This is a genomic window from Brevibacterium sp. JSBI002, from assembly GCF_026013965.1.
GTDB lineage: Bacteria > Actinomycetota > Actinomycetes > Actinomycetales > Brevibacteriaceae > Brevibacterium.
Genome location: NZ_CP110341.1, coordinates 2,517,211 through 2,541,326 on the forward strand (window position 1 = coordinate 2,517,211; position 24,116 = coordinate 2,541,326).

Consider the following 24,116-nt stretch of genomic DNA (forward strand, 5'->3'; position numbering starts at 1 on the left):
TGCGAGACTGGTGACATGCCCGATCAGCACGTCCCGCACACCTTCGATCTCGCCCGCATCGGGGCCGACTTGCCCGCCGCCGCGCTCATCGATGAGCTGGACCTCGCCGAGGCGGCTCCCGCCCCAAGATTGGTCGTGGAGGCTCCTCCCGGAACCGGTAAGACCACCGTGGTGCCGCCGATGATCGCTGAGCACCTGACTGGTACGGGCCGCATCATCGTCACACAGCCCCGCCGGATGGCGGCCCGCGCCGCAGCCAGGCGGCTGGCGTCTCTGACGGGGACCCGCCTCGGCGAGGTTGTCGGTTTCACCGTCCGCGGAGAGTCGCGGAGCTCGCGGGCCACACAGATCGAGTTCGTCACCACGGGCGTGCTTCTGTCCCGGCTGCTGCGCGATCCGGAGCTGACCGGAGTCGCCGGGGTCATTCTCGACGAGGCGCATGAGCGACAGTTGGATACGGATCTCGCGTTCGCGATGTGCCGGGAATTGGCGGATCTGCGTGAGGATCTGGCGCTCGTCGTCATGTCCGCGACCCTGGATGCACAGCTGTGGGCCGCGCGCCTCGGCGACGGTCAGCAGGCACCGGCGACCATGCTGTCGGTGGCCGCCGATACTCATCCTCTGGAAGTCCGGTGGGCACCGGCGAAGGAGCGGCCGCTCGATGCACGGGGTGTGACCTGGGATTTTCTCGATCATCTGGCCGCGACGACGGTGCGTGCGTTAACTGATACCGGCGAGGGCGATGTCCTCGTCTTCGCTCCCGGTGCACGCGAAGTCGACGAGGTGGCCTCCCGCGTGCGGCGCCTCGTGGAGTCGGGTGGCGGTTCGGGAGCCAGTGGTGGACCGTTCGGCTCTGGTGGTTCGGGCACCGGTGACGTGGTTGAGGTGCATACCTTGACGGGTCGAACCCCTGCGAAGGAGCAGGACGCGATCCTGCGCCCGCGCACCGACCAGGAGCGCGGCCGACGCGTCATCGTCTCCACCTCGGTGGCGGAGTCGGCGCTGACGATCGACGGAGTCCGCATCGTCGTCGATTCGGGACTCTCTCGGGGACCACGGCTGGATACGCGGCGACGCATGTCCGGGCTGGTCACGGTGCGGGAGTCGAAGGCGTCGGGAACACAGCGCTCCGGTCGAGCTGCGCGGCAGGGTCCGGGTGTCGCGTATCGGTGCATGTCAGAGGCTGATTGGGCGAGCCTGCCCGAGCACACTCCTCCCGAAATCGCGACCTCCGATCTCACCTCCGCAGTGCTCGCTCTCGCTGTGTGGGGCGGCGACGACACCCTGCTGCCCGATCCGCTGCCGGCCGGACCGAAGCGGCAGGCGGTCGACAATCTTATGGCGATCGGGGCCGTCGACGTGACCGGCGGTTACCCCGGCGACCGCGACTCCGACGCCGGCGAGCGCGGCGGCGCGGCAGCCCCTGACCTTCCGATCTCCGCTCTGCGCGTAACCGAGACCGGTCGGGCGATCGCGGCGGTTCCCGCCTCGGTGTGGTCGGCGCGTGGCCTCCTCGACGGGGCTGCGCTGCTCTCACCCGCGCGTGCGGCAGAAGCGGTCGCCGTCATCGAATCCGATCAGAGGGCTCCCGGCGCCGATCTCTCCGCTCTGCTGCGGCAGCTGCGGCGCAGCAGGGATGCTCGATTCGCTCAGGACCGCAAAAGGTTCGCGTCGATCGCACGGGAGTTCGCCTCCAGCGGCGATGGCGGCGACACGGGAGACGACGGAGGGAACGGCGGAATCGGCGACCGTGCTGAAGTCACCGGCGGTTCCGGCACAGCGCTGACTCCCGAGGACCTCGGGCTCGTCACGGCGCTGTCCTATCCCCTGCAGATCGCGCGTCTGCGCAGCGCCTCCGATTCCGAATACCTGCTCGCCTCCGGCACGGCGGCGAGCCTGCCCCGAGACTCCTCACTGCAGGGCAGCCCATGGTTGGCCATCGCCGAGGTGGGCCTGGTCGGATCGCGGGCGATCATCCGATCAGCTGTCCCCATCGACGTCGACACCGCGGAACTCGCCGGAGCCGGGCTGCTGCACACGGAGGAGACGGCGACGTTCGAGTCCGGGAAGGTTCGTGCGGTTCGACACAGCCGCCTCGGCGGAATCGAACTGACCTCCACCCCGATTCAGGCCGGCCCTGAACTCGCCCGCCGTGCCATCGCCGAATCGGTGCGCGAACGTGGAGCCCGCGAGGTTCTGCGTCCCTCCGAGGCTTTCGAATCGCTGCGGGCCAGACTCGGTCTCCTCCGCGCGGTCTTCGGCGAACCGTGGCCGGAGGTGACGTGGGAGCACCTGTCGGTCACGCTCGATCAGTGGTGTCCGGAGGCGCTCGACCGGATCGCGAAGGGCTCCGACCCTGCTCGCGTGGATCTCACATCTGCGCTGCGCACTCTGTTGCCATGGCCCGAAGCGGCCCGGCTCGATGAGTTGGCCCCGACCCATATTGAGGTGCCCAGCGGTTCCGCGATCCGTCTCGAGTACCCGGATCCCGATCTCGTCGAACCAGGCACCACTTCCGACGCGGACGAGGAGGCGACGGCCGCACCCGAGCGCACCGAGCTCCCGGGCCCGATCCTCGCAGTCAAACTCCAGGAGTGCTTCGGCTGGACCGATGTGCCTCGCGTCTGCGACGGGCGGGTGGCGGTCACCTTGCACCTGCTCTCCCCCGCCAGGCGGCCCTTGGCGGTGACCAGCGATCTCGCCTCTTTCTGGGCGAACGCATATGCCCATGTCCGGGCCGAGAACCGGGGCCGCTACCCGAAGCATCCGTGGCCGGACGACCCACTCACCGCACCTGCGGCGAAGGGCACGAAGCGCTCCGGTCGCTGAGCTGGAGGCCGACTCGACCGTCTGGGACAATGGTGCGGTGACTTCCGCACTCTCGACCACGACCCCCGCCCCTTACACGGCGGCGACCGAGCGTACCGATAGATCGTCGGGCCGCCACGGTGATGGTGTCGTTCCTGCCGAGATCTGGCGCGAGCTGCGTGATGAGCACGAGCATCGGATCGCCGAGCGTACCGATGCGCATATCGGACGGCGGATGCGACAGGAGACCCACCCGGTCGAAGACTTCCTCTTCACCTACTACCCGTTCAAGGTCGGGCAGCTGAAGAAGTGGCATCCAGGTCCTGGTGTGCGCGTCGCGCTTGAGACGGCCGAAGATCGTCGGTATTTCGACCGTCGGTGGTATCGCATCGACGATGCGCAGAATTTCGCCGAGGTGGACCTCGAGTCCTGGCGCACCGACCGTGGGGACGGAGCAAAGTTCATCGCCTCGCTGCTGTCGTCGACATTGGGTCGGGAAGCGAACTTCGGGTGCTTCGGCATCCACGAATGGGCGATGGTCTACCGGCTCACCGACGAGCAGCGCCGGCATCAGCAGGTGCCGCTGCGGCTGAGCCCCGCCGAGACCGATGCCGTGGTCGAAGGCCACCGCATCCAGTGTTCGCATCATGATGCGTTCCGTTTCTTCACCGAACCCGCGCGTCCTCTCAACACCTTGCAGCCGAGCCGTGAGGGCATGGTCGCCAACGAGCAGCCAGGGTGCCTGCATGCGGGGATGGATCTGTACAAATGGGCGATGAAGATCTCGCCGATCGCTGATTCGGATCTCGTCATCGACTGCTTCGACCTCGCCCTCGACATCCGCACTCTGGATATGGAGGCCTCCCCCTATGACCTGCGTGGTTGGGGGTACGGTGTCGTCGCCATCGAGACCGCTGCGGGCAAGGCCGAGTACATGGAGCGGCAGAAGGATTTCTCCGGCAGGGCGCAGGCGCTGCGGGCTCGGCTGCTCGATGCTTTGGCGGCAGCCGGGGTCCACCCGCGCTGAGGTTTGCGGGTGGTGCCGACGTGCCGCTGCCACTAAACGGACACGCTCGGCTCCCACCCGGCACGCGCTCTACGATCGACGGTATGCGTGCCATTGTCTTCGATCAGTTCTCCGTCCGTCCCCGACTCGATGAGATTTCCGCTCCCACGGCCCCCGATGCCGGCGTCGTCATCGATGTCGAAGCCACCGGGGTGTGCCGCAGCGATCATCACGCGTGGGCCGGCCACGATGCGACGATCGCTCTCCCCCACGTGCCCGGGCATGAGCTGGTCGGTCGGGTCGCCTCGGCGGGTGTGGGCGTACAGGACTTCCGTGTCGGCCAGCGTGTGACCGTTCCTTTTGTGTGCGGGTGCGGGAGCTGCCGCTGGTGCGTTTCGGGCAATGCGCAGGTGTGTCCCGATCAGACGCAGCCGGGATTCACACATTTCGGGTCGTGGGCGGATCAGGTCGTCATCCGCAATGCCGATGCCAACCTCGTGGCCGTGCCCGAGGATCTGCCGGCCGCGGCCGTCGTCGGGCTCGGGTGCCGATTCGCCACGGCCTTCCACGGTCTACGGGTGCGGGCTCGGCTTGCCGCGGACGAGACGGTCGCCGTCTTCGGCTGCGGCGGGGTGGGGCTGTCGGCGATCATGATCGCCCGGGCCCTCGGCGCGAAGGTGGTCGCCATCGACGTCAGCGATGCGGCCCTGGAATCCGCCAGTGAGTTCGGTGCCGAACGATGCGTCAACGCACGGGATCTCAGTCCCGAGGGGCTGAGCGCCGAGGTGGTTGCGCAGTTCGCGTCGACCGATCCTGACGGGGTGGCCGTGACCGTTGATGCCCTGGGTCGGGAGGACACGATTCGGGCGGCGGTCGGTGCCCTGGCACCCCTGGGTCGGCATGTGCAGATCGGACTGCTGCCTGCCGAACCGGTCGTCGATCTGCCGCGGGTGATCGCTCTCGAGCTCAGCGTGCTCGGCTCTCACGGAATGGCCGCGGCCGAGTACCCGGAGCTCGTCGACCTCGTCGTTCAGGGGCGCTTGCGACCGCAGGATCTCGTCACGAATGTCATCGGCCTCGACGAAGCGCCCGCGGCGATGGAAGCGATGGGCTCCCCCGCTGCCTCGGCGGGGATGACGATCATCGACTTGGCGCGCTGAGCGGGCCTGCGACCTGAGCACTGTGCACCGCCTCGGCGAGGTCGGCCGCGGCGATAGAGTCCGCATCTGCGGCGGCCACGGCGATGCATCATCCCTCGCCCAGTGCCGCGCGGATGCTCGCGGCCAGTGAGCCGATGAGCTCCTGATCTCCGCGGACGCCGGGTTCGAACGGCAGCCTCAGGCGGTCTTTGTCCTTGTCCCGGTAGCGCGGAATGACGTGCATATGGAAGTGGAAGACCGTCTGCCATGCATCGGCACCACAGCAGTTGAGGAGGTTGACGCCATCTGCTCCCCACGCGTCGAAAGCGTGCTTGGCGATGCGCTGGGACTCAAGCACCACCGCGGACAGATCCTCGGCCGGGATATCCCGCAGGTCCGTGCTGTGACGTTTCGGAACGACGAGCAGATGCCCATCGGACCCGGGCCGGATGTCCATGAACGCGAAGGTCGATTCGGTCTCGGCGATCGGCGCACTCGGTGCGGCACCTGCGACGATCGCACAGAAAATGCAGTCGCTGCTCATCAGTTCCGATTCTTCCCCCGCTTTGAGTTGGCTGTGCCGTACGGCGTTTGGCCTGGGCCCTCAGATCGTGATGGCAGGCCTCTCAGACCATGATGGCGAGGACGACGTTCGTGTCCTGACCGTCCCAGCGGCCCAGCAGCAGACCGGCGTCGGACTTCTCCGCCGGAGACTCGGGCGACAGGCGGTAGAGGATCTCGACGTCGCCGGCACCCGGCAGAGGTCCCGTCCCGAAGGCGTGGGCCACCTCGGTGATCTCTTCTCCCCGGTTGCCCTCAGCATCGACGCGGTACTGCTTCGCTGCGGTCGACGCGGTGGCGATGGTGTGGTCGAGGCGCTGCCGGAACAGCGGGTCGCCCATGCCGGCGTAGACCCACCGCTTGCCGAGCACCGAGTGATCCATGTTCGCCACGAATGCTTCGTCGGCACCTTCGAGCGGTGCTCCGCGGTAGGTCAGCGGCACCTGCAGCAATTGGTCGCCGCTCTTCACGATGTGGATCTCGATGCCCACTTCGCCGGCAGGGTCGTCGAAGCGGTACGCGGTAACAGCCTCGAGCGGGTTCGCCGCGAGGTCGAGCTCGGCGGCCCAGTCCTGCTTGGCAACCCAGTCGGTGACGACGTCGAGCTTGCCGGGATTGAGCTGAGCTGCGTAGATATCTGCCATGACGGTTCCTCCTGAAATCTGTCTGACGTCGGCGTCAGGTGTGGCTGAGCGGGTCAGGTGTCTGTAGGTGTGAGGCGATCGGAGGTCTCCGGACGCTTCGCAACAGGCCTTGCGTGGTCTCAGGCCTTGCGCGTGCCGGGGATCCATTCTCCTTCGACGACTTCATAGTCAGCGAAGACTGCCGGTGCCTCTTCGCGCATGACCTCGCCGATCTTGTTGAAGATGAGGCGGATCTCCTCTTCAGCGCCCTTCGCAGTGCGCATCTCGATGACGTGGCGCAGAGAACGCAGGTTCGCGGTGTAGACGATCCCGGTGGCCAGGCCCTCGGGGGCGAAGCGGCGCATGAACGAGGTCATGTGCTTCTTGTGGGAGAACTTCGTGCCCTCCCCGTCAAGCTCGAAATGATCGGCCATCCACTGCTGGTGCTCCTCGAGGGTGTCGAGGACCTTGAGGCTGCGTTCCATGAGTTCGGGATCTTCGCGGGCCCACTCGGGGAACCAGAACGGGATGTCCGTGAGGCGGACGTAGCGCAGCGATTCCTGCGAGAACGCCGATCCTGCGCGGTGGCGGATGAGTTCGTGGGTGAGCACGCGCGAGACGTTGTGGAGCACGAAGGTGAAGTTCGCGTGTTCGAGCACGGACCCGTGCTGGGACTTCACGACGTTGCCGAGGTACTGCGCGGAATCGGTGCGCACGCGCGAGACGTTCGGGTTGAGTCCCGGCTCCCACGAGCGGTAGCACATGCGTCCGGAGAACTCGAGGAGATCCTCGGCGTCGGGAGATTCCGCACCTTCGACCCGGTCCGCCCAGGAGGTTCCGCCCACCTCGTCGAGGTAAGTCCTCATCGCTTCCCAATCGATATTGGGCTTGGCGAGCAGTTCAACGGACGGTTCGACCTGGCGCATGACTCTCCTAGTGAAGGGGACGTGATTGACTCCCAATCCTACAGACCCTCAGACCGGTGAGAACCATGCGCCCACCTATAGTTTTCGTTCAGTACCGCGGTGCCCTGCAGCTCCTAGAATTCGCGCGTGAGAGGCCCCGGTGCTGCCGTGGACAGGTCCCGAAGTCTCCCGTGTTCACAAACGGTATAGGCTGCGGCCCCCGCAGATTCCACCATCACCGAGGTGGCCGCACCGTCGACGTACACGACCGCCGCACGATCGTCGATGGCGATTCCGGGGCCGGGAAGTCGGCCCTGTGCGATCCATTCCCGGAAGGATTCCTTCCGCCCGGGTTCTCCATGGAAATGCGGACACGCACTCCCCCGCAGGAATCCGAGCCCGTCATTCAGAGGAGCCAACGGACCGAACGAATCCGTCGAGGAGGCCTCGAACCAACAGTTCGCACCGGCGCTGATGCCGGCGAGGATGGTTCCTCCGGCAGCAGCTTCTCTCATCCGGTGGTCGACGCCATGCCTGCGCCAGAGACTGAGCAGGTTCGCCGTGGAGCCGCCGCCGACGTAGATGAGGTCCATGTCGAGCAGCATCGCCGGATCCTGGTAGTCCCACGGACTCTGCCCGAACAGGGAGAGAACATGGGTTCGTGCCCGCACCTCGAATGCCGCTTCGAACCTTTCGATATAGTCGCGGCTGTCGCCGGATGCAGTCGGGACGAAGCATACGTTGGGGAGTCCAACAGAGGCGCGGAAGCCGCTCTGAGCACCGGCCTCGTCCTCAGTGCCGGCGCGGATCCGTCTGGCGGCCATGCGCACCAGCTCGTCATCAATGGCCGATTCCCCGGTCTCGGACATCGAGAATCCACCACCGCCGAGGGCCACGATCGTGCCCCGGAAAGCGGTGGGTTCAGCGTTGCCCACGGCACGCTGTGCGTCAGCACTCACGGCACGCGGTGCGTCCATTTCTCGGTCCCGAACTTCTCATCGACGAGTTCCTGTGCCCGCTTGAGCTCCTCCTCGGTGTAGGTGCCGTAAGTGGCCCCATAGCGGGTGGCGAAGGTGTCCGCCATGACATCGATGATGTCCTTGCGTGCCTCACCGGTCTGACTCCGCAGCGGGTCGACGCGTTTCTTCGCGCTCGCTACTCCCTTGTCGGAGATCTTCGCTTCGCCGATGCGCAGAACTTCGACCATCTTGTCCGCGTCGATGTCGTAGCTCATCGTCGCATGGTGGAGCAGCGTGCCGTCGCGATTGCGCTTCTGTGCGGCACCGCCGATCTTGCCTCCGGTCGAGGAGATGTCATTGATCGGCTTGTAGAACGCCTCCACACCGAGGGTCTTGAGCGCCGCGAGCACCCACTGGTCGAGGAACACATACGACTCCTCGTAGTCGAGACCGGCGACGAGGGCAGGCGGGACGAACATCGAATAGGTGATGCAGTTGCCGCCCTCCATGAACATCGCACCTCCGCCTGAGATGCGACGCACGACCTGGACGTCGTGCTTCTCCACACCTTCGGGCCGCAGCTCGTTGACGTAGGACTGGAAGGCACCGATGACGGTGGCCGTGTCCTCCCATTCCCAGAACCGCAGGGTCGGCTGTCTGCGACCTGCTGCGACTTCCTCGAGCAGAACCTGATCGAGCGCCACATTGAGCTGGGTGGGCAGCACCTCGCCGCGGATGACCTGCCAGTCGAAGTCAGTGAAGTTCGCCGCCGAACCCAACGCCCGGCGCACGACAGTGGCGATATCGGCGGTGGAGAAGCCGTGCATCGCCAGTTCCGAACCGTAGCCGGCCAGAGCCTCGTCGAGGCGGCCGCGCAGAACCGAATTATCGGCATTGACGCTGGCGCCGACGAGGGCCGGTGCAAGGTCGAAATAGGCTTCCTCGGGTTCGAGGAAGAAGTCCCCGGAGATCTTCACCTCGGTGATGGTCCTGCCGTCGGTGGTGACATCGGCGACGACGAGTTTGCCGCCGATCACCTTGTATTCGCCGTGGAAGCGCTGCGTCTCGTTCGTCATGTCTCCCAACCTACTCCCCTGTCAATGCGTTCCACATGAACCGGTAGCTCAGCGCCCGGGTGAACGCGGTCTGCTCATTGTCCGAAGCGGCGGAATGTCCGCCTGCGGTGTCTTCGAAGAACCACACGTTCTCGATTCCGTGCGCCTGCATCCGGGCGGCCATCTTCCGTGCCTGCACTGGCCCCACCCGATCATCCGACGTGGCCGTCCAGAACAGCACCGGCGGATAGTCCTGTCCGTCGTCGAGGAGGTGATAGGGGGAGAATTCACTGATGAAAGCCCAGTCCTCGGCGACATCCGGGTCTCCGTACTCGGCCTTCCATGAATAGCCGGCGCTGAGCTTCGTGTATCGGGCCATGTCCAGCAACGGCACTCCGCAGGACACAGCGCCGAAGAGCTCGGGATATTGCGTGAGCATATTACCCACCAGCAGGCCCCCGTTGGATCCGCCGGCGCAGGCGAGCGTCGCCGGGCTCGTCACGCCACGGGCGATGAGGTCACGGGCTACGGCCGAGTGGTCTTCATAGCAGCGCATGCGGTTCTCCCGCATCGCCGATGTGTGCCACTCAGGTCCGTATTCGCCTCCGCCGCGGATGTTCGCGAGAACATAGACGCCTCGGCGACCTGCTGGGAGGGTACTTCCGGTGGTGCTGCGGCTGAGCCAGCCGATGCCGACGACGGGTGAGTATCCGGGTGTGCGGCTGACTTCGAAACCGCCGTAGCCGTCGAGCAGGGTGGGATTCTCTCCGTCGAGCGCGAGGTCGTCGGCTCCGATCTGGAAGTACGGGATCTTCGTTCCGTCGGCGCTGGTGGCGAAGTGCTGCTCAACGCTCAGCCCTTCTGCATCGAACATCGCCGGTGCCGATTTGACCACCTCGGCGTTGGGCTCGCCGGAGTCCCGTCCCAAGGTGCCGTACGACAATGTCGAGGGCGTGAGGAAGCCGGTGCTGACCATCCAGAAGTCGTTTGCGGTGGCCGGGTCGTACTTGTCGACCGCGCCGAGGCCGACCATATGGTTGGCCGGGACTCCGGGCAGGGCGGACTCGGCGAAGTCGTTGCCCAGGTCGAGGACCGTGAGCTTCGACTGCACGTCGGCGAGCAGCTCGAGCACGAGGAAGTCCCGGGTGAAGGTGAAGGACTGCAGCGAGGTATGGGCGTCAGGGGTGAAGATCACGCGCGGAGCGATCTCGCCTGCCTTGACCGCATCGATATCGGCGATGGCGAGACCGCCGGCGGCCACCTCGGTGGTGGCGGACTTCCATGTCGACTGGGGTCGGAAGAGCACGAGGTCGCGCTCGAAGCCGACCTCGACGTCGGTGGGGACGTCGACCCTGTTGAGCGCGTCCGCCCATGCCGTCGGTTCGACCGACAGCGAACCGTCTGCGCTCGTGATGTCGGTGAGGTCGAGAAAGCTCATCGTCGAGTTGAAGAAGTCGATGGCGTCGATGATGACGGCGCGATCGGTGGCCTCGGAATCGGGGCGGATGTCGCTGCCGACGAAGATCGCCACGTGGTCGCGGGGCACTTCGGCGACGATCGGGGCGTCGTCGAGGCTCTGACCGCGGCGGAGAGCTCGGGCTTGGCGCGGATAGGAGGAGGTCGTCAGCGAGTCGGCGTCGGTTTCAGTGGCGACGAGCACGGTGTCGTCGTCGAGCCAGGCCAGTCGTGTTTTGGCGGCGGGGATGTCGAAGCCGCCGTCGATGAAGACGCGGTCGTCGAGGTCGAATTCGCGGACTCGGTGCGAGTCGCCTCCGTCCGGGGACAGGAGGACGAGTGCGCGCCGATTGTCGCTGCGTCGCACCATCGCACCTGACCAGACCCAGGCGGTGTCTTCCTCTGCGGCCAGTTCGTCGAGGTCGAGCAGCACCTCCCAGTCGGGTGCGGCAGTGCGGTAGCTGTCCCAGGAGGTGCGTCGCCACAGGCCCTTCGGGTTGGTTTTGTCACGCCAGAAGTTATAGAAGTGATCCCCGCGTTTGGTGACCATCGGGATGCGGTCGTCGGAGTCCAGTGCGGTGCGCAGATCACCGGAGATGTCGTCGAAGAGGCCGTCGTGAAAACGTTCGAGGGTCTTCGCGTTCTGGTCCTTCACCCAGGCGATCTGCTCCTCGCCGTGGATGTCTTCGAGCCAGAGGTTTTCGTCGTCGGGCAGTTCGGCGTTCACCGTCGAGGCCGTCTTAGAGGAGTCTTCTTCACGCATGACCCCATCCTAGTGAACGCCGCTGACTCAGCCGCTTGGTGCCGCTGACGAGGAACTCTTCTGACGAGGATTTCTCACCGCGGGCTGCGGAACATGACCAGGCCGGGGTGCCCGCTGGGAGCCTCAGGCCCGTGGCCGAGTTCGGTGAAGCCGAGTTCTTCGTAGAGGCGTCGTGCCGGGCTGTCGATATCGTCGGTCTGCAGCCAGCAGCCGAAGCGTCCGACCTCGCTGATCCACGTTTCGAGAGTGCGTCGCCCCAGGCCTCGTTGGCGCTGTTTCGGATCACGGGCGAGCAGGTTGAGAGCGAAGGTCGATTCGAGTTCTGTCGAAGCCCCGCCGAGGCGGCTCTGCAGTTCGAATGCCCACGGATATTTCTGTTCTTCCCCTTTTCCAATGGTGTCCGTAGGCGAATGAGCTCAGTCGTCCGTCGGGCTGGGTCCGGGTCAGTGTCATAAGGACCTGTCCGTTGCGGACGGAGACGTCGTAGACATCGGCGAACACTGCCGCGAACCGCGGGTCCTCGTTCATCAGCGGCGGCTCGGCGGCAGCAGCCCCATAGACGGCTTCGACCTCGTTGCGAGGAGGGAGGACTCCGGCAATTCCCGGCCCTGATGGCACGCCCTGCCACAGCGGGCCCATCCCCGTCGGCATCCCCCACACGATTTCGACCGTGGGGTCGTCAGTTCGGCAGGACTGCGCGATGTGGTCAGCGGGCGACGGCTGCCCGTTGAGGTCGTTCATGACTATCACCATAGTCCCGCGACAGAGCGGGGCAGTTGAACTTTCGGTGTCCACTTGTCATCGCTTCGGCAGACTCGGTTCACAGCCTGCCTCTGTGTTCGAGGATTGCGGCGCAGAGGAGTTCTTCGGTGGGACTCATCGGGCGTTCGTCGGCATCGAAGATATCGATTCCGATGGTGGTTCCGCCGACGTCGACGGTTGCCGGCTGCGACGTCCGGCGAACGTACCGCCATGGGATCAGCACCGAAAACGCGTGTTTGGCTTCGTCTGGTGCAGCACCGTCACGGTCACTCGGAGGAACGGCACGAGCTCCGTCGCCCGGCGGCGCGGCACGTGTTCCGTCACCGGGCGGCGCGGCACGCGTTCCCTCGCCGAGCGGCGCGGCACGGGTTCCGTCACCGGTCGACGCCGTCGCCTCCGCTGCTTGAACGGGCCCGAGTCCCGTTTCGGGACCAGAGCCTCGTCCCGGCTCGGGGCCGTGTTGTCGACCGGGGAGTTGCTGCCGTTCCCGATCGTGCTGCTGATCAGGAGAATCCTGTTGGCCCGGGCCATGCCTCGCACCGAATCCCTCGTCCTGACCAGAGGCGCATCCGGGATCGGGGCCGCTGAGTGGTTTGGTGCGGGTCCTGTAGTGGTGGCCGGTCGGCGTGACGACTTCGAGGGCGTCGGCCGTCGCCTTGTGGCGCCACCCGCTGAACTCTTTGAGATAGTTGCAGGCGGCGCACAATCCCGAGGCGTTGTCCCAGTCGGTTTCGCCGCCGGAGGCGGCAGCGTCGGCATGATCAGCATGCTGGATGGGTGCCTCGCACCAGGGCGAGCGGCAGACGTCGTCGCGGAAGACGACCATGCGTCGAAGCAGACCGGAGAATTCCCTGCGGCGCGAGTCCATCTTCACGAGCTGTCCGTCTTCGGGCCGCGTGTACAGCCTGCGGATGAAGGTGGCGGCTTCGTTCTCGGCAACGACGGTCCTCGCAGCTTGTGCCGGGATCGGGCCGACTCCGGGGAACCATGCCGACTCCTCCCCGGGCCCGAACAGACTGCTGTCCTGCATGATGAGGTGGATTTCGGTGGGCACTGCCGCAGCAGCAGCCTGCCCGGTCAGTCGCTCGACGAATAGATCAGCAACGATCTGATTCTGACCTCGGCCGTCGGCTTTTCCGGTGGCGATGACGGTCTGCGCCGACTTCTTGAGGTTGGCGAATGCGGCGACAGCCTGCGGCATCGGCAGCAGAGCGGTCAGATAGGCCATGTTTCCCGGTGCCGGACGCACGCTGACCGAGCGCTCTTCGATACAGCGCTCGAGGTGGTCGACTGCAGCCTTCTGGTCGAGCTTCTGCGCCAAGGCCCTCACTTCATTGCCCAGTCTCCTGACGCCAACTTCGGCCAGTCGATCGGCCATCCGCTCGTCGAGCTCGTGCTTCTTCTCCCGCGGAAGCCAGTCGGATTCCTTTGCGACCGTACGGGCCTTCTCTTCAGAGATGTTGCCGCCCTTCATCGCCGTGTAGACATTGGGCAGGTCCAAGAGCAGGGTGCGTGAGAATTTGAGCAACGCGTTGCCACGGTGCCGGGAGACCTTTCTGGCCAAGCCGATCTCCGCACCGACTCCGAGTCCCTGTTTCTTGCTCGGAACTCCGTCTTCGGCTTCCCGATTCTTGCGGTGCATATCGAACGTCAGGGTCTCGCGGGCCTGCGCGGCGGCGCAGGCGGAGGTCAGCTCCTCGAGTGCCGAGATGCGATCGATCGCTTCTTCCTCCGTCGCAGCCGGAGGCAAATCGGACAGCCCGTCACGCCACCGAAGTATGTCGGTGAGTACGTCTGGAACCTGCTTTGCCTCCATGCCCAGAACACTACAGTCCGGCACTGACACAAGAGTCCACCTGGGCATCTGTCCAGGTCAGACGTCCGTGGAGGCAGATCGGGCGCTGACCTCAATGAGGCGGGGACAGTGGCACTTTCGGCTGAATGCTCCGTTGCTCCTGTGGCCGGATCAGCCCGACTCCCGCGGCCGGATCAGCTCAGTTCTTCGCCGGTGGTCTCTCGGACCAGGAAGCCCATGAGCAGCACGGCGACGACCACGAGCGCTCCTGTGAGGACGAACGTCAGGGTCAAGCCGAGTACGGGCCACATGAACGCGCCGAAGACGATCGGAGCGATACCTGTCGCCAGTCGAGACGCTGCCGATGCCCAACCGAATCCGGATCCGCGCAGCCGGGTCGGATAGAGCTCGGAGACGTAGGTGTAGAGCGTCGGGATGGCGATCTGGATGACTAAGCCGAACCCGATGATTGCAGCCTTCGCCGCGAAGGTGAGATCGGCGCCGGAGGCTTCGATGAATACGGCAGATCCGACGAGGAGGACGGCGGCCACGATCGATGAGACCCCGAGCACCCATTTGCGACCGAATCGTTCGACGATGAGCGCGGAGACGATCACGCCGAGGATGCCCACCGCGGTCATCGATCCGGTGACGAGGAATGCCGCCTGATCGGCCAGCCCCTGCTTCTTGAGGATCCCCGGCAACCATGTCAGTGCCGCATAGTAGACAAGGAGGACAGAGACGAACAGCGACCAGGCGACGAGAGTCGTCCTCGCGGAGTGCTGCCATAGCTGCACCAGCTGACCACTGGCCGCGCGCAGCTGCCTGCTGACCTTCGGCCCTGAGCCCGAAGACGGCACGGTCTGCGACAAGGCAGGGTCTGTCGTCGGCGTCGCAGCAGCCCCTCCGACCGGCTCATGGGTCCATTCGGTGACGTCGGCACCGGTGCGCTCGACCAGTCGCTTGATGATCGCATCGGCCTCTGCGTAGCGTCCGACCGAGGCCAGGTAGAGAGGTGATTCCGGAATCCCGAAACGCACCGCCACCGTCAACAGGGCCGGCACGATCATGACGAGCATGATCAGGCGCCAGTCCCCGAACCCGAGCAGATAGGCCGAAACGAACGCGCACAGCGAGGCTCCTATCGGCCACCATCCGTCCATCGCCGTGAGCACGCGTCCGCGGTGGCGGCTGGGAGTGAACTCCCCGACGAGGGCATAGTCGACGGGGATGCATCCGCCGAGCCCGAATCCGGCGAGGAAGCGGAAGAGGATGAACCACCCGTATGCGGGTGCGAAGGCTCCGGCGACGGTGAAGATCGAGAACACGAGCAGGGTGAGAGTGAATGCCTTCTTCCGGCCGATGACGTCGGCGATGCCGCCCCAGGTGAAGGCACCAAGCGCCATGCCGATGAGGTTAGCGGTCGCGATCCACGCGGCCTGGCCGACGCTGAGGCTCCAATAGTCGCTGAGCAGCGGAATGAGGAATCCGTTGAGGGCAACGTCCCATGCGTCGAACATGAAACCGAGCCCGCCGATGATGAAGATGGCACCTTGAGTGCGCCACTTCCATGGCAGGTGAGCGATGACTTCGGAGGCTGTCGGAACCGACGCCGAGGTGGTCGTATGCACGTGGCCACAGTACCCTAATTAACGCACAACTGAGTAAAATAACTGCCGACCGGTCACCCCGTAGTCAACGGCTCCGCAACAGCAGCCGGACTGACACAAAGGGCCGGACTCCGCGATCATCGCGACGCCCGGCCCTCCAGAGCCCCGCCCCTCAGGCCAGACGCACGAGCCAGTTGTTCTTGTCCTCGACGCGTCCGTACTGGATGCCGAGCAGCGTCCTGCGCAGCTCCATGGTCTTCTCACCGGCCTCTTCACCATGGTCGATGGTGAAATCTTCGCTGACGAGCTTGCTGATCGGCGTGATGACCGCAGCGGTGCCGCAGGCGAACGCCTCGACGATCTCGCCGCTGGCCGCGCCCTCGCGCCACTCCTCGATGGAGATCTGACGCTCTTCGGCCTCGAGTCCGAGCTGCGGTGCCAGTTCGAGCAGCGAACGACGGGTGACGCCGTCGAGGATCGAATCGCTCAGCGCCGGGGTGAGCAGCTTGCCGCTCTTCGTCACGAGCATGAGATTCATGCCGCCGAGCTCGTCGATGTACTTGTTCTCAACCGAGTCGGTGAACAGCACCTGCTGGCATCCCTTGGCGGCCGCCTCGTTGGTCGCCACCAGCGACGATGCATAGTTGCCGCCGCACTTGGCGAAGCCCGTACCGCCTGCGCCGGCGCGCTTGAGCTTCGGCGAGAGCCAGATCGACACCGGCTTGATGCCGCCGGAGAAGTACGGACCGGCAGGTGAGGCGATGACGTAGTAGTCGACCTCGTGGCTGGCCCGCACGCCGAGGAACCGCTCCGTGGCGATCATGAACGGCCGCAGGTACAGACTCGACTCATCCGCGTCCGACTCCGGCGTCGGAACCCAGGCCTGATCGAGACTGACCAGGTGCTTGAGCGAGTTGATGAAGTCCTCTTCGGACAGCTGCGGCAGCGCGAGACGCTCGGCGGACTTGTTGATGCGCGCTGCGTTGCGCTCGGGTCGGAACGTCCACACCGATCCATCGGCATGACGGTAGGCCTTGAGCCCTTCGAAGATCTCCTGGGCGTAATGCAGGACGGCGGCCGCCGGGTCGAGCAGCAGCGGACCATAAGGGCGGACCTCGTGTCCCTGCCAACCGTCACCGATCGTATAGCGGATGTGCGCCATGTGGTCGGTGAAGTACTGGCCGAAGCCGGGGTCCTTCTTGATGTTCTCGCGCACCAGCTCGGGTTGCGGCTGGAGGTTCTTAAGAACGGTGAAATCTGTCATGAAAACTCTTTTCTCACTTGTGATGAGTGACACTTCCAGGGTAGTCCACCACCCCGGCGCTCGTCGCACCGGGGTGATGTCGTCAAACCCGAAATCGGGTGTCGCTCGGTTGGGTTCATCCTCGCAGAGGTGACCCCATGGTTGCCCATCCGTCCCCTCGCAGAGGTGACCCCGTGGTCACCCACTCGTCCCCTCGCCGAGGCGGTCGATCCGGTCAGCCGAGGCGTGCCGCGATCGCGTCGCCCACCTCGGCGGTGGACCGCTTCGTTCCGTCGCGCTCGGCGAGGTCGCCCTCGACGGCCGTCTCAATCGCCTTGGCCACGGTCTCGAGCCCCAGATGCGAGGCCATGAGCGCCCCCGACAGGATCGAGGCGGTCGGGTCGGCGATCTGCTGCCCCGCGATGTCCGGAGCGGATCCGTGGATCGGCTCGAACAGGCTCGGCGCCGTTCCTTCGACATTGAGGTTCCCCGAGGCGGCCAGACCGATTCCGCCGGTGACCGCGGCTGCGAGGTCGGTGAGGATGTCGCCGAAGAGATTGTCGGTGACGATGACGTCGTAGCGCTCGGGATTCGTGACCATGTAGATCGTGCACGCATCGGTGTGCTCGTAGTTGACGGCCACCTCGGGGAATTCCTGCCCGACCTTCTCGACCACACGACGCCACAGGTGACCGGCGTGGACCATGACATTGTGCTTGTGCACGTAGGTGAGCTTCTTGTTCCGCGCCTGAGCGCGGGCGAAGGCATCGCGGACGGCGCGCTCGACGCCGTACCAGGTGTTGACCGAGACCTCGGTCGCGACTTCCTGCGGGGTGTCCGTGCGCACGGAACCACCGGAACCGGTGTATGACCCTTCGGTGCCCTCGCGGACGACGACGAAATCGATCTTCCCGGGGTCGGCCAGCGGGCTGGTGACTCCGGCGAACAGCTTCGACGGACGCAGATTCACCGCGTGCCCCAGCCCGAAGCGCATCTTGAGGATGACCCCGCGCTCGAGCACACCGGAGGGCACGGACGGATCTCCGCAGGCGCCGAAGAAGATGGCATCATGTTCACGCAGCGATTCGAGCTCCTCGTCGGTGAGCGTCTCACCGGTCTCGTGGAAGCGCTGAGCACCGACCTTGTAATCGGTGAGTTCGAGTTCGACGGGCTCGCCTGACACCTCGATGGCGCGCTTGAGGACTTTGAGGCCTTCGGGGACGACCTCGTTGCCGATTCCGTCTCCGGGCATGACTGCGATTGAGAACTTCATGCTCAAAGAATAGAGCTCAATCTCACGATACAACTACGGCGTCTTACAATGTGAACCGTCGTCCGCGCCGTCGCAGAGGGCGGAGATGCAGCGACGTCGGCGCAGCAGCGGCGCGGACACATCGGACGAAGACCCCCGCACCCGCCGCTGCCCCGCGCTTCGTGTGCCGACATGAACAAATTCACGTCTCAATCACTGTTCTCGGCTACACATCCGACGCCGCAGGGACGAAAATGGAGACAGCACCCCAAACCCCGTGGGGGCCGACCGCAACCAGCCCCGAGAGAAAGTCGATCATTGACCGAAATCATCCGCAACGCCCGCGCCGCAGCTCTGCCCGCCAAACTCTCCCGGTCCTGGCTGCTCGTCAATGCTGCGAGGGAGGAGCTGTTCACGCCTGCGCAGACCTCGGAAGCGGATTCCGTCATCTTCGACCTCGAGGCTTCTGTCGCCGATGACAAGAAGATCGAAGCCCGCGACAATGTCGTGCGCGCCCTCGACTCGGGAATGTCCGCCTGGGTGCGGATCAACAAGATGGAATCCGAGTTCTGGGCCGACGACCTCGCCGCCGTTGCCATGCTTCCGGGCCTGCGCGGAGTCATGCTGCCTGAGACCGAACGCCCCGAGCAAGTGTCCTACACCGCGATGCGCGCAAAGGCCGGCCTGCCCGTCCTCGCCCTCCTGGAATCGGCCCGCGGAGTGGAGAACGCCACCCGCATCGCCGAGGCGCCCGGTACTTTCCGCCTCGCTTTCGGCACCAATGACTTCCGCAAGGACACCGGCTTCTCCGGCGATCCGATGGCTCTGGCATATGCCCGCTCACGCCTGACGATCGCCTCTCGCATGGGCGGCCTGCCCGGACCCATCGACGGCCCTTCGGCCGCCGATGCCGATGATGAGAAGGTCTGGGCCGATGCCGAAGTCACACACATGATGGGCATGACCGGAAAGCTCGTCCTCACCGTCGACCAGGTCAACACCCTCAACGAGGCCATGAGCCCGAGCGAAGACGAACGCGATTGGGCCCGCCAGATGCTCGAAGCCGCCGAAGGCGGATCCGAGATCACCGACGGCTCCTACCTGCCGCGCCTGGCCCGCGCCAAGAAGATCGCGTCCATGGCCGACGCCTACGGTCTCTGGAACGCTTGAGCCGACAGCCGCCTTGGCTGCTGTGGGCAACACTGCCCGCCGTCCTGCTCGTCATCGCCTTCGGACTGTGGCTGCATCTCGAGCGCATCGGCCCCACGCCGGTCGATCAGTCGTGGCTGGAGTTCGCCGGCCTCGATAGAGGCTCGGTGCCGTACTGGATCGCCGTCGTCCTCGCCGAGGTCGGCGGCGGTAACGGTGTGGTCATCTGCACCGCGCTGCTCGCGAGCATCTTCGTGCTGCGCAGACGCCTGCGCTCGACGCTCTTCCTCGTCACCACGATGCTCGCCGGCATCGCCGCCTCGGAGCTCCTCAAGGCCATCGTCACCCGGCTGCGCCCCGGCGACCAGCTCTACGCATCCTTGGGATTCTCCTACCCCTCTGGGCATTCGATGGGCGCTGCCGCACTGGCCATGAGTCTGGCCATCATCGCCTGCCGCCGTCATCAGCGGCGCGGGTCGGCAACCCAGGCAACAGAAGCACAACCACCGAGGATGGGCTTCCATTGGTCGTTCATCCTCGCCGGGATCTGGATCCTCGGCATGATGTGGTCGCGGACCGCGCTCCAGGTCCATTGGCTCACCGACACGATCGCCGGTGCCTTCATCGGCATCGCCGTCGCCGTTCTCGTCGACGAATTCTGGACCCTGACAGCGCAGAGGACCCGCTCACCCCGCTTCGCTCAGTGGCTTGCGGGTTGAACGGGTCCAGCTGCTGAGGGGCTCAGTCCTCCTGGAGCGAGACGCCGGTGAAGGCCGAAGCGTTCACGGCACCGGCCACGGCCTTGACGACCTCGTCCGAGACGACCGAATCCACTGCCAGGACGGACAGCGCCTCGTTGCTCGTCGACGCGGGCGAAACCTGCATTCCGGCGATGTTGACGTTGTTGGCACCGAGCGCCAGACCCAGCTGACCGATGATTCCCGGACGGTCCTCATAGCGGAAGATCAGCAGGTTGTCGGTCAGTTCGATCTCGAGCGAGTAGCCGTCGACCTCGGTGAGCTTCTGCACGAGCTTCGGACCGGTGACCGTTCCGGACACGGAGATGCGCTGCCCGGTGCTCGTCGTCGCGGTCAGACGGGTGATGTTGCGGAACGATTCGCAGTACGGATCGGTGACGAGCTCGACGCCGATTCCGCGCTCTTCGGCCAGCAGCGGAGCGTTGACATAGGAGACCTGATCGGACACGACGTCCTTGAACAGGCCCTTGAGCGCGGAGAGCTTGAGGACGGAGACGTCCTTGTCGGCGATCTCGCCGTTGACCTCCACCTTGAAGTGCGTGACCGAGGAATCGGCCAGCGCATTGACGACCCGTCCCAGACGCTCGGCCAGAGGAATGCCCGGACGCACATCCTCGTGGATCGCGCCTCCTGCGACGTTCACCGCATCGGGAACGAGTTCCCCGGCCAGGGCCTTGCGCACGGACTTCGCCACGGCGACGCCGGCCTTCTCCTGAGCTTCATGAGTCGAGGCTCCGAGGTGCGGGGTGACGTTGACGGCGTCGAGGTCCATGAGTGCCGAGTGCTCCGGCGGTTCGACGTTCCAGACGTCGATTCCGGCGCCGCCGACCTCGCCGTTGGCCACGGCCTCGGCCAGGGCCGCTTCGTCGATGATGCCGCCGCGGGCGACGTTGATGAACCGAGCTCCCGGCTTGGCCGCCTTGAGCTCCTCGGTGCTGATCATGCCGACCGTCTCCGGCATCTTGGGCATGTGCACGGTGACGAAGTCGGACACGGCGAGCAGGCCGGGCAGGTCGAGGACCTCGACGCCCATCTGAGCCGCGCGTGCCTGAGTGATGTAGGGGTCGTAGCCGACGAGTCGCATGCCGAAGGCCTTCGCGCGTTCGGCGACGAGTCCGCCGATGCGGCCGAGGCCGACGATGCCCAGGGTCTTCTCGTAGAGTTCGACGCCGGTGTACTTCTTCCGGTTCCACTCCCCCGCCTTCAGCGAGGTGTTTCCGGCACCGAAGTAGCGAGCCGAACCGAGGATGTGGGCCATCGTCAGCTCGGCTGCGGAGATGATGTTCGAGGTGGGTGCGTTGACGACCATGACACCCGCCGAGGTGGCCGCGGGGACATCGACATTGTCGAGTCCGACTCCGGCGCGGGCGATGACCTTGAGATTCTTCGCCGCGTTGATGGCTTCGGCGTCGACCTGCGTGGCAGACCGGACGAGGATCGCATCGGCGTCGGCGATGGCGGGCAGGAGCTGGGATCGGTCGGCGCCCTCGGTGTGACGGATCTCGAAGTCTCCTCCGAGAGCTTCGATGGTGGCCGGTGACAGTTCTTCGGCGATGAGCACGACGGGCTTGGGCACTGATTTCCTCCTGTTGCGTCCGGGACGCGTCCACCTTATGAGACTTTCAGGATTCCTTCACAAGGTCTCAGATTCTGGGAAGAATCGCTCAACAGACCATTCGGGTCGCTAAGAATCCGCGGCGTGCTCAGAACCCGTTCGGCGAATACGGCGCGCGCCCCAAGCTGAACATCGCGCTGGCAAGCACGGCGGATCCCGGCGTCTGCTCATCGATGCGTCCGGCCCGGGCGAGGATGACGGGATCGGCGCCGCCGAGGTACAGCGACCCGAGCTCGGCGATGCCGAGCCCCAGGTCTGCCGGCGTCGAATCGGAGGCGGGGGTCACCTCGGCGCTCTCACCATCCGAGGTGATCGTGAAGCGTCCACCGGCGAGGTCGAGGGAATCGTCGATGTCGATCGTCAGCGTTCCGGGCACGTACCAGGGCCGGGCTTCGAGCGCGGCCTTGACGTCGAGGATCCGGATCCAGATGTTGTCCTCGCTCGCGACGGTCTTCACGCGCCGGGAATCGGTGAGCAGCCACGGCAACGGCGAGTACTCGGCGGACTCGCCGAAGGTCACGCGGGTCGACAGGTCGATGGCGGCGAGGAACGACCACAGGGAGGCGTAGGCCGCATCGGTGGCGGCCACGAAGTCGATGATGTCGACGGTCGGCGGGGTCTTCGACCAGCCGGCGAATTTGTAGGACACATAGCCGTCGGGCTCGCCCTGTTCGTCGAAGTGCAGGGCCGCGCGGACGCCGCGATCTTCTTCGCCGGTCTCGGTGTTGAGGGCGCCGGTGGCGCGTTCGATGTAGGTCTGCTGGCGCTCCATCGCTCCGGGCGAGGTGCGCATGAATCGGTCGTAGATCTTCGGAGCGAGTTCGCGCAGCTCGCCGGGCAGGCACATCTCGACCCGGCGATCGGGTTCGCGGACCATCTTGAACCCGGGTGAGGTGTCGACCTCGATCGAACGCAGCCAGGTGGCCACGCCGAAGCCGAAGCGCGAGTAGATTCCGCCTTCGGTCGCAGTCAGCGCGGCGAACGGATAGCCGGCTGCTTTCGCCTCGGCGAGGTCCGTGGTCATCAGCGACCGCAGCAGTCCGCGCCGACGATGAGTCGGCCGTACCGTGATCCAGGTGATGAGGTGCCCGGGGACCAGCCGACCGCCGCCGACGTTGACGAGCTTCTCGAACCAGGCGAAGGTCGCGACCGGGATCGACGACTCCAGTCCGTGGCCGAACTCCTGGTCGGCATAGACGGCCGTGAGCTTGCGCCCATCGGCGATTCCCCGCTTCACCCTGCCCAACAGGGCCGCATCAGTGGAGCGGGGGTCGTGGAAGCCGACGCTCGTCGAGGCGAAGTACCCCTTCGTGCGCTCGTCCGGCTCGCCGGTGGCTTCGTCGATGGTGGGCTCGAAGTCTTCGAATCTGTAATTCGTCACACATCCACAGTAGTCCAGATCGGTGCCGCCGTCGGGAGATTCTCCCAATCGATCGATGTCTGTCGCCCGGGGATCGCCGAGGTGAATGCGAAGGAGCCCCGGACATCTGTCCGGGGCTCCTTGTCTCAGTCGGCCGCGCTGGAGCGGACCCAGCGTCGCAACGTTGGGGCCGCCTCGGCGGGATTGAGATTCAGACTCAGCGAGCGGCAGTGCCCTCGGTGTAGTCGTCGTCGGAATCCTTCAGCCATGCGAACATCTTGCGCAGCTCGCGACCGGTGGACTCGATCGGGTGAGTCTCTTCCTTGGCGCGCAGCTCCTTGAACTCCGGTGCGCCGTTCTTCTGGTCGTTCATGAAGCGCTCGGCGAACTTTCCGTTCTGGATGTCGTCGAGGACGCCCTTCATGTTTTCCTTCACCTCGGGGGTGATGACCCGCGGGCCGGAGACGTAGTCGCCGTACTCAGCAGTGTCGGAGCAGGACCAACGCTGCTTGGCGATGCCGCCCTCGACCATGAGGTCGACGATGAGCTTGAGCTCGTGGAGGACCTCGAAGTAGGCGATCTCGGGCTGGTAGCCGGCCTCGGTCAGGGTCTCGAAGCCGTACTGGACGAGGTGCGAGACACCGCCGCAGAGCACGGTCTGCTCACCGAACAGGTCGGTCTCGGTCTCCTCGGTGAAGGTGGTCTTGATGCCGCCGGCACGCAGGCCGCCGATTCCCTTGGCGTAGGACAGCACGGTGTCCCAGGCCTTGCCGGAAGCGTCGACCTCGACAGCAACGAGCACGGGCACACCGCGGCCGTCGACGAACTCACGACGAACCACGTGGCCGGGCCCCTTCGGGGCGACCATGATGACGTCGACGCCCTCGGGAGCCTTGATGTAGTCATAGCGGATGTTGAAGCCGTGGATGAACACGAGGGTCTTGCCAGGAGCCAGCTGATCCTTGATCTCGTTGTTGAAGATCTCGGCCTGAACCTGGTCGGGTGCGGCGATCGTGATGACATCGGCCCATGCGGCCACCTCGGCGGGGGTGCCGACCTCGAGGCCCTCAGATGCGGCCTTGTCGCGGCTGGCCGAGCCTTCCTTGAGGCCGATGCGGACTTCTGCGCCGGAGTCGCGCAGGCTCAGCGAGTGGGCGTGGCCCTGGCTGCCGTAGCCGATGACGGCGACCTTCTTGCCCTGGATGATCGACAGGTCTGCGTTGTCGTCGTAATAGCGTTCTGCTGCCATAGTTCTAGCTCCTTCGGATTACGGGGTGATGTCCCCATTGTTTCACAGT

Annotated in this window: 20 protein-coding genes; 5 read left to right on the forward strand and 15 right to left on the reverse strand. The window is 65.4% G+C overall.

Annotated features, from left to right (window positions below):
• Positions 1-15: 15 nt before the first annotated feature.
• The 3 genes from LJ362_RS11475 (at position 16) to LJ362_RS11485 (ending at position 4,974) form a co-directional block, all read left to right on the forward strand.
• A complete protein-coding gene (locus tag LJ362_RS11475) occupies positions 16-2,829 on the forward strand; it encodes an ATP-dependent RNA helicase (RefSeq protein ID WP_264799177.1) in 2,814 nt (937 codons plus the stop codon).
• A 37-nt stretch (positions 2,830-2,866) separates the two neighbouring features.
• A complete protein-coding gene (locus tag LJ362_RS11480) occupies positions 2,867-3,835 on the forward strand; it encodes a 3-methyladenine DNA glycosylase (protein ID WP_413774207.1) in 969 nt (322 codons plus the stop codon).
• Between the two features lie 83 nt (positions 3,836-3,918).
• On the forward strand, positions 3,919-4,974 hold the full coding sequence (locus LJ362_RS11485; protein WP_264799178.1) for a zinc-binding dehydrogenase: 1,056 nt from the start codon (positions 3,919-3,921) through the stop codon (positions 4,972-4,974).
• Positions 4,975-5,062: 88 nt separating this feature from the next.
• Here the strand turns inward: LJ362_RS11485 and LJ362_RS11490 are convergent, their stop codons facing one another.
• The 12 genes from LJ362_RS11490 to LJ362_RS11545 all read right to left on the reverse strand — a co-directional run bounded on the left by LJ362_RS11490 (position 5,063) and on the right by LJ362_RS11545 (position 17,957).
• Entirely contained in the window at positions 5,063-5,497 is a 435-nt protein-coding gene (locus LJ362_RS11490; protein WP_264799179.1) for an HIT family protein, read from the reverse strand.
• 82 nt (positions 5,498-5,579) lie between these two features.
• The gene (locus LJ362_RS11495; RefSeq protein ID WP_264799180.1) at positions 5,580-6,158 is read right to left on the reverse strand and encodes a maltokinase N-terminal cap-like domain-containing protein; all 579 of its coding nucleotides are present in this window, start codon (positions 6,156-6,158) and stop codon (positions 5,580-5,582) included.
• Positions 6,159-6,277: 119 nt separating this feature from the next.
• Entirely contained in the window at positions 6,278-7,063 is a 786-nt protein-coding gene (thyX, locus tag LJ362_RS11500) for an FAD-dependent thymidylate synthase (protein ID WP_264799181.1), read from the reverse strand.
• A gap of 113 nt (positions 7,064-7,176) precedes the next feature.
• Entirely contained in the window at positions 7,177-8,019 is an 843-nt protein-coding gene (locus tag LJ362_RS11505) for a peptidase E (RefSeq protein WP_264799182.1), read from the reverse strand.
• The gene (locus LJ362_RS11510) at positions 7,998-9,077 is read right to left on the reverse strand and encodes a biotin/lipoate A/B protein ligase family protein (RefSeq protein WP_264799183.1); all 1,080 of its coding nucleotides are present in this window, start codon (positions 9,075-9,077) and stop codon (positions 7,998-8,000) included. The genes LJ362_RS11505 and LJ362_RS11510 overlap by 22 nt, the downstream gene beginning before the upstream one ends.
• A 10-nt stretch (positions 9,078-9,087) precedes the next feature.
• Entirely contained in the window at positions 9,088-11,274 is a 2,187-nt protein-coding gene (locus LJ362_RS11515) for a prolyl oligopeptidase family serine peptidase (protein WP_264799184.1), read from the reverse strand.
• A 74-nt stretch (positions 11,275-11,348) separates the two neighbouring features.
• Positions 11,349-11,669, reverse strand: coding sequence for a GNAT family N-acetyltransferase (locus LJ362_RS16950; RefSeq protein WP_320109172.1), 321 nt, complete (start codon positions 11,667-11,669; stop codon positions 11,349-11,351).
• Positions 11,557-12,015 carry a hypothetical protein gene (locus tag LJ362_RS11525; RefSeq protein ID WP_264799185.1) on the reverse strand — a complete coding sequence of 153 codons (459 nt, stop codon included), beginning with the start codon at positions 12,013-12,015 and terminating at the stop codon, positions 11,557-11,559. The genes LJ362_RS16950 and LJ362_RS11525 overlap by 113 nt, the downstream gene beginning before the upstream one ends.
• Before the next feature lie 79 nt (positions 12,016-12,094).
• The gene (locus LJ362_RS11530; protein ID WP_264799186.1) at positions 12,095-13,852 is read right to left on the reverse strand and encodes a DUF222 domain-containing protein; all 1,758 of its coding nucleotides are present in this window, start codon (positions 13,850-13,852) and stop codon (positions 12,095-12,097) included.
• Between the two features lie 173 nt (positions 13,853-14,025).
• A complete protein-coding gene (locus LJ362_RS11535; protein WP_264799187.1) occupies positions 14,026-15,462 on the reverse strand; it encodes an MFS transporter in 1,437 nt (478 codons plus the stop codon).
• Between the two features lie 151 nt (positions 15,463-15,613).
• The gene (locus LJ362_RS11540; protein WP_264799188.1) at positions 15,614-16,705 is read right to left on the reverse strand and encodes a branched-chain amino acid aminotransferase; all 1,092 of its coding nucleotides are present in this window, start codon (positions 16,703-16,705) and stop codon (positions 15,614-15,616) included.
• A gap of 214 nt (positions 16,706-16,919) precedes the next feature.
• Positions 16,920-17,957 carry a 3-isopropylmalate dehydrogenase gene (locus LJ362_RS11545; RefSeq protein WP_264799189.1) on the reverse strand — a complete coding sequence of 346 codons (1,038 nt, stop codon included), beginning with the start codon at positions 17,955-17,957 and terminating at the stop codon, positions 16,920-16,922.
• 297 nt (positions 17,958-18,254) lie between these two features.
• Between LJ362_RS11545 and LJ362_RS11550 the strand changes: the two genes are divergently transcribed.
• Entirely contained in the window at positions 18,255-19,106 is an 852-nt protein-coding gene (locus LJ362_RS11550) for an HpcH/HpaI aldolase/citrate lyase family protein (protein WP_139468861.1), read from the forward strand.
• Entirely contained in the window at positions 19,103-19,804 is a 702-nt protein-coding gene (locus tag LJ362_RS11555) for a phosphatase PAP2 family protein (RefSeq protein WP_264799190.1), read from the forward strand. The genes LJ362_RS11550 and LJ362_RS11555 overlap by 4 nt, the downstream gene beginning before the upstream one ends.
• A gap of 22 nt (positions 19,805-19,826) precedes the next feature.
• Here LJ362_RS11555 and serA read toward each other — a convergent pair whose 3' ends face one another.
• From serA to ilvC, 3 genes are all read right to left on the reverse strand, one after another.
• Positions 19,827-21,419 carry a phosphoglycerate dehydrogenase gene (serA, locus tag LJ362_RS11560; protein ID WP_264799191.1) on the reverse strand — a complete coding sequence of 531 codons (1,593 nt, stop codon included), beginning with the start codon at positions 21,417-21,419 and terminating at the stop codon, positions 19,827-19,829.
• A 127-nt stretch (positions 21,420-21,546) separates the two neighbouring features.
• Positions 21,547-22,839, reverse strand: coding sequence for a GNAT family N-acetyltransferase (locus tag LJ362_RS11565; protein ID WP_264799192.1), 1,293 nt, complete (start codon positions 22,837-22,839; stop codon positions 21,547-21,549).
• Between the two features lie 196 nt (positions 22,840-23,035).
• Positions 23,036-24,067 carry a ketol-acid reductoisomerase gene (ilvC, locus tag LJ362_RS11570; RefSeq protein WP_264799193.1) on the reverse strand — a complete coding sequence of 344 codons (1,032 nt, stop codon included), beginning with the start codon at positions 24,065-24,067 and terminating at the stop codon, positions 23,036-23,038.
• Positions 24,068-24,116 lie beyond the last annotated feature (49 nt).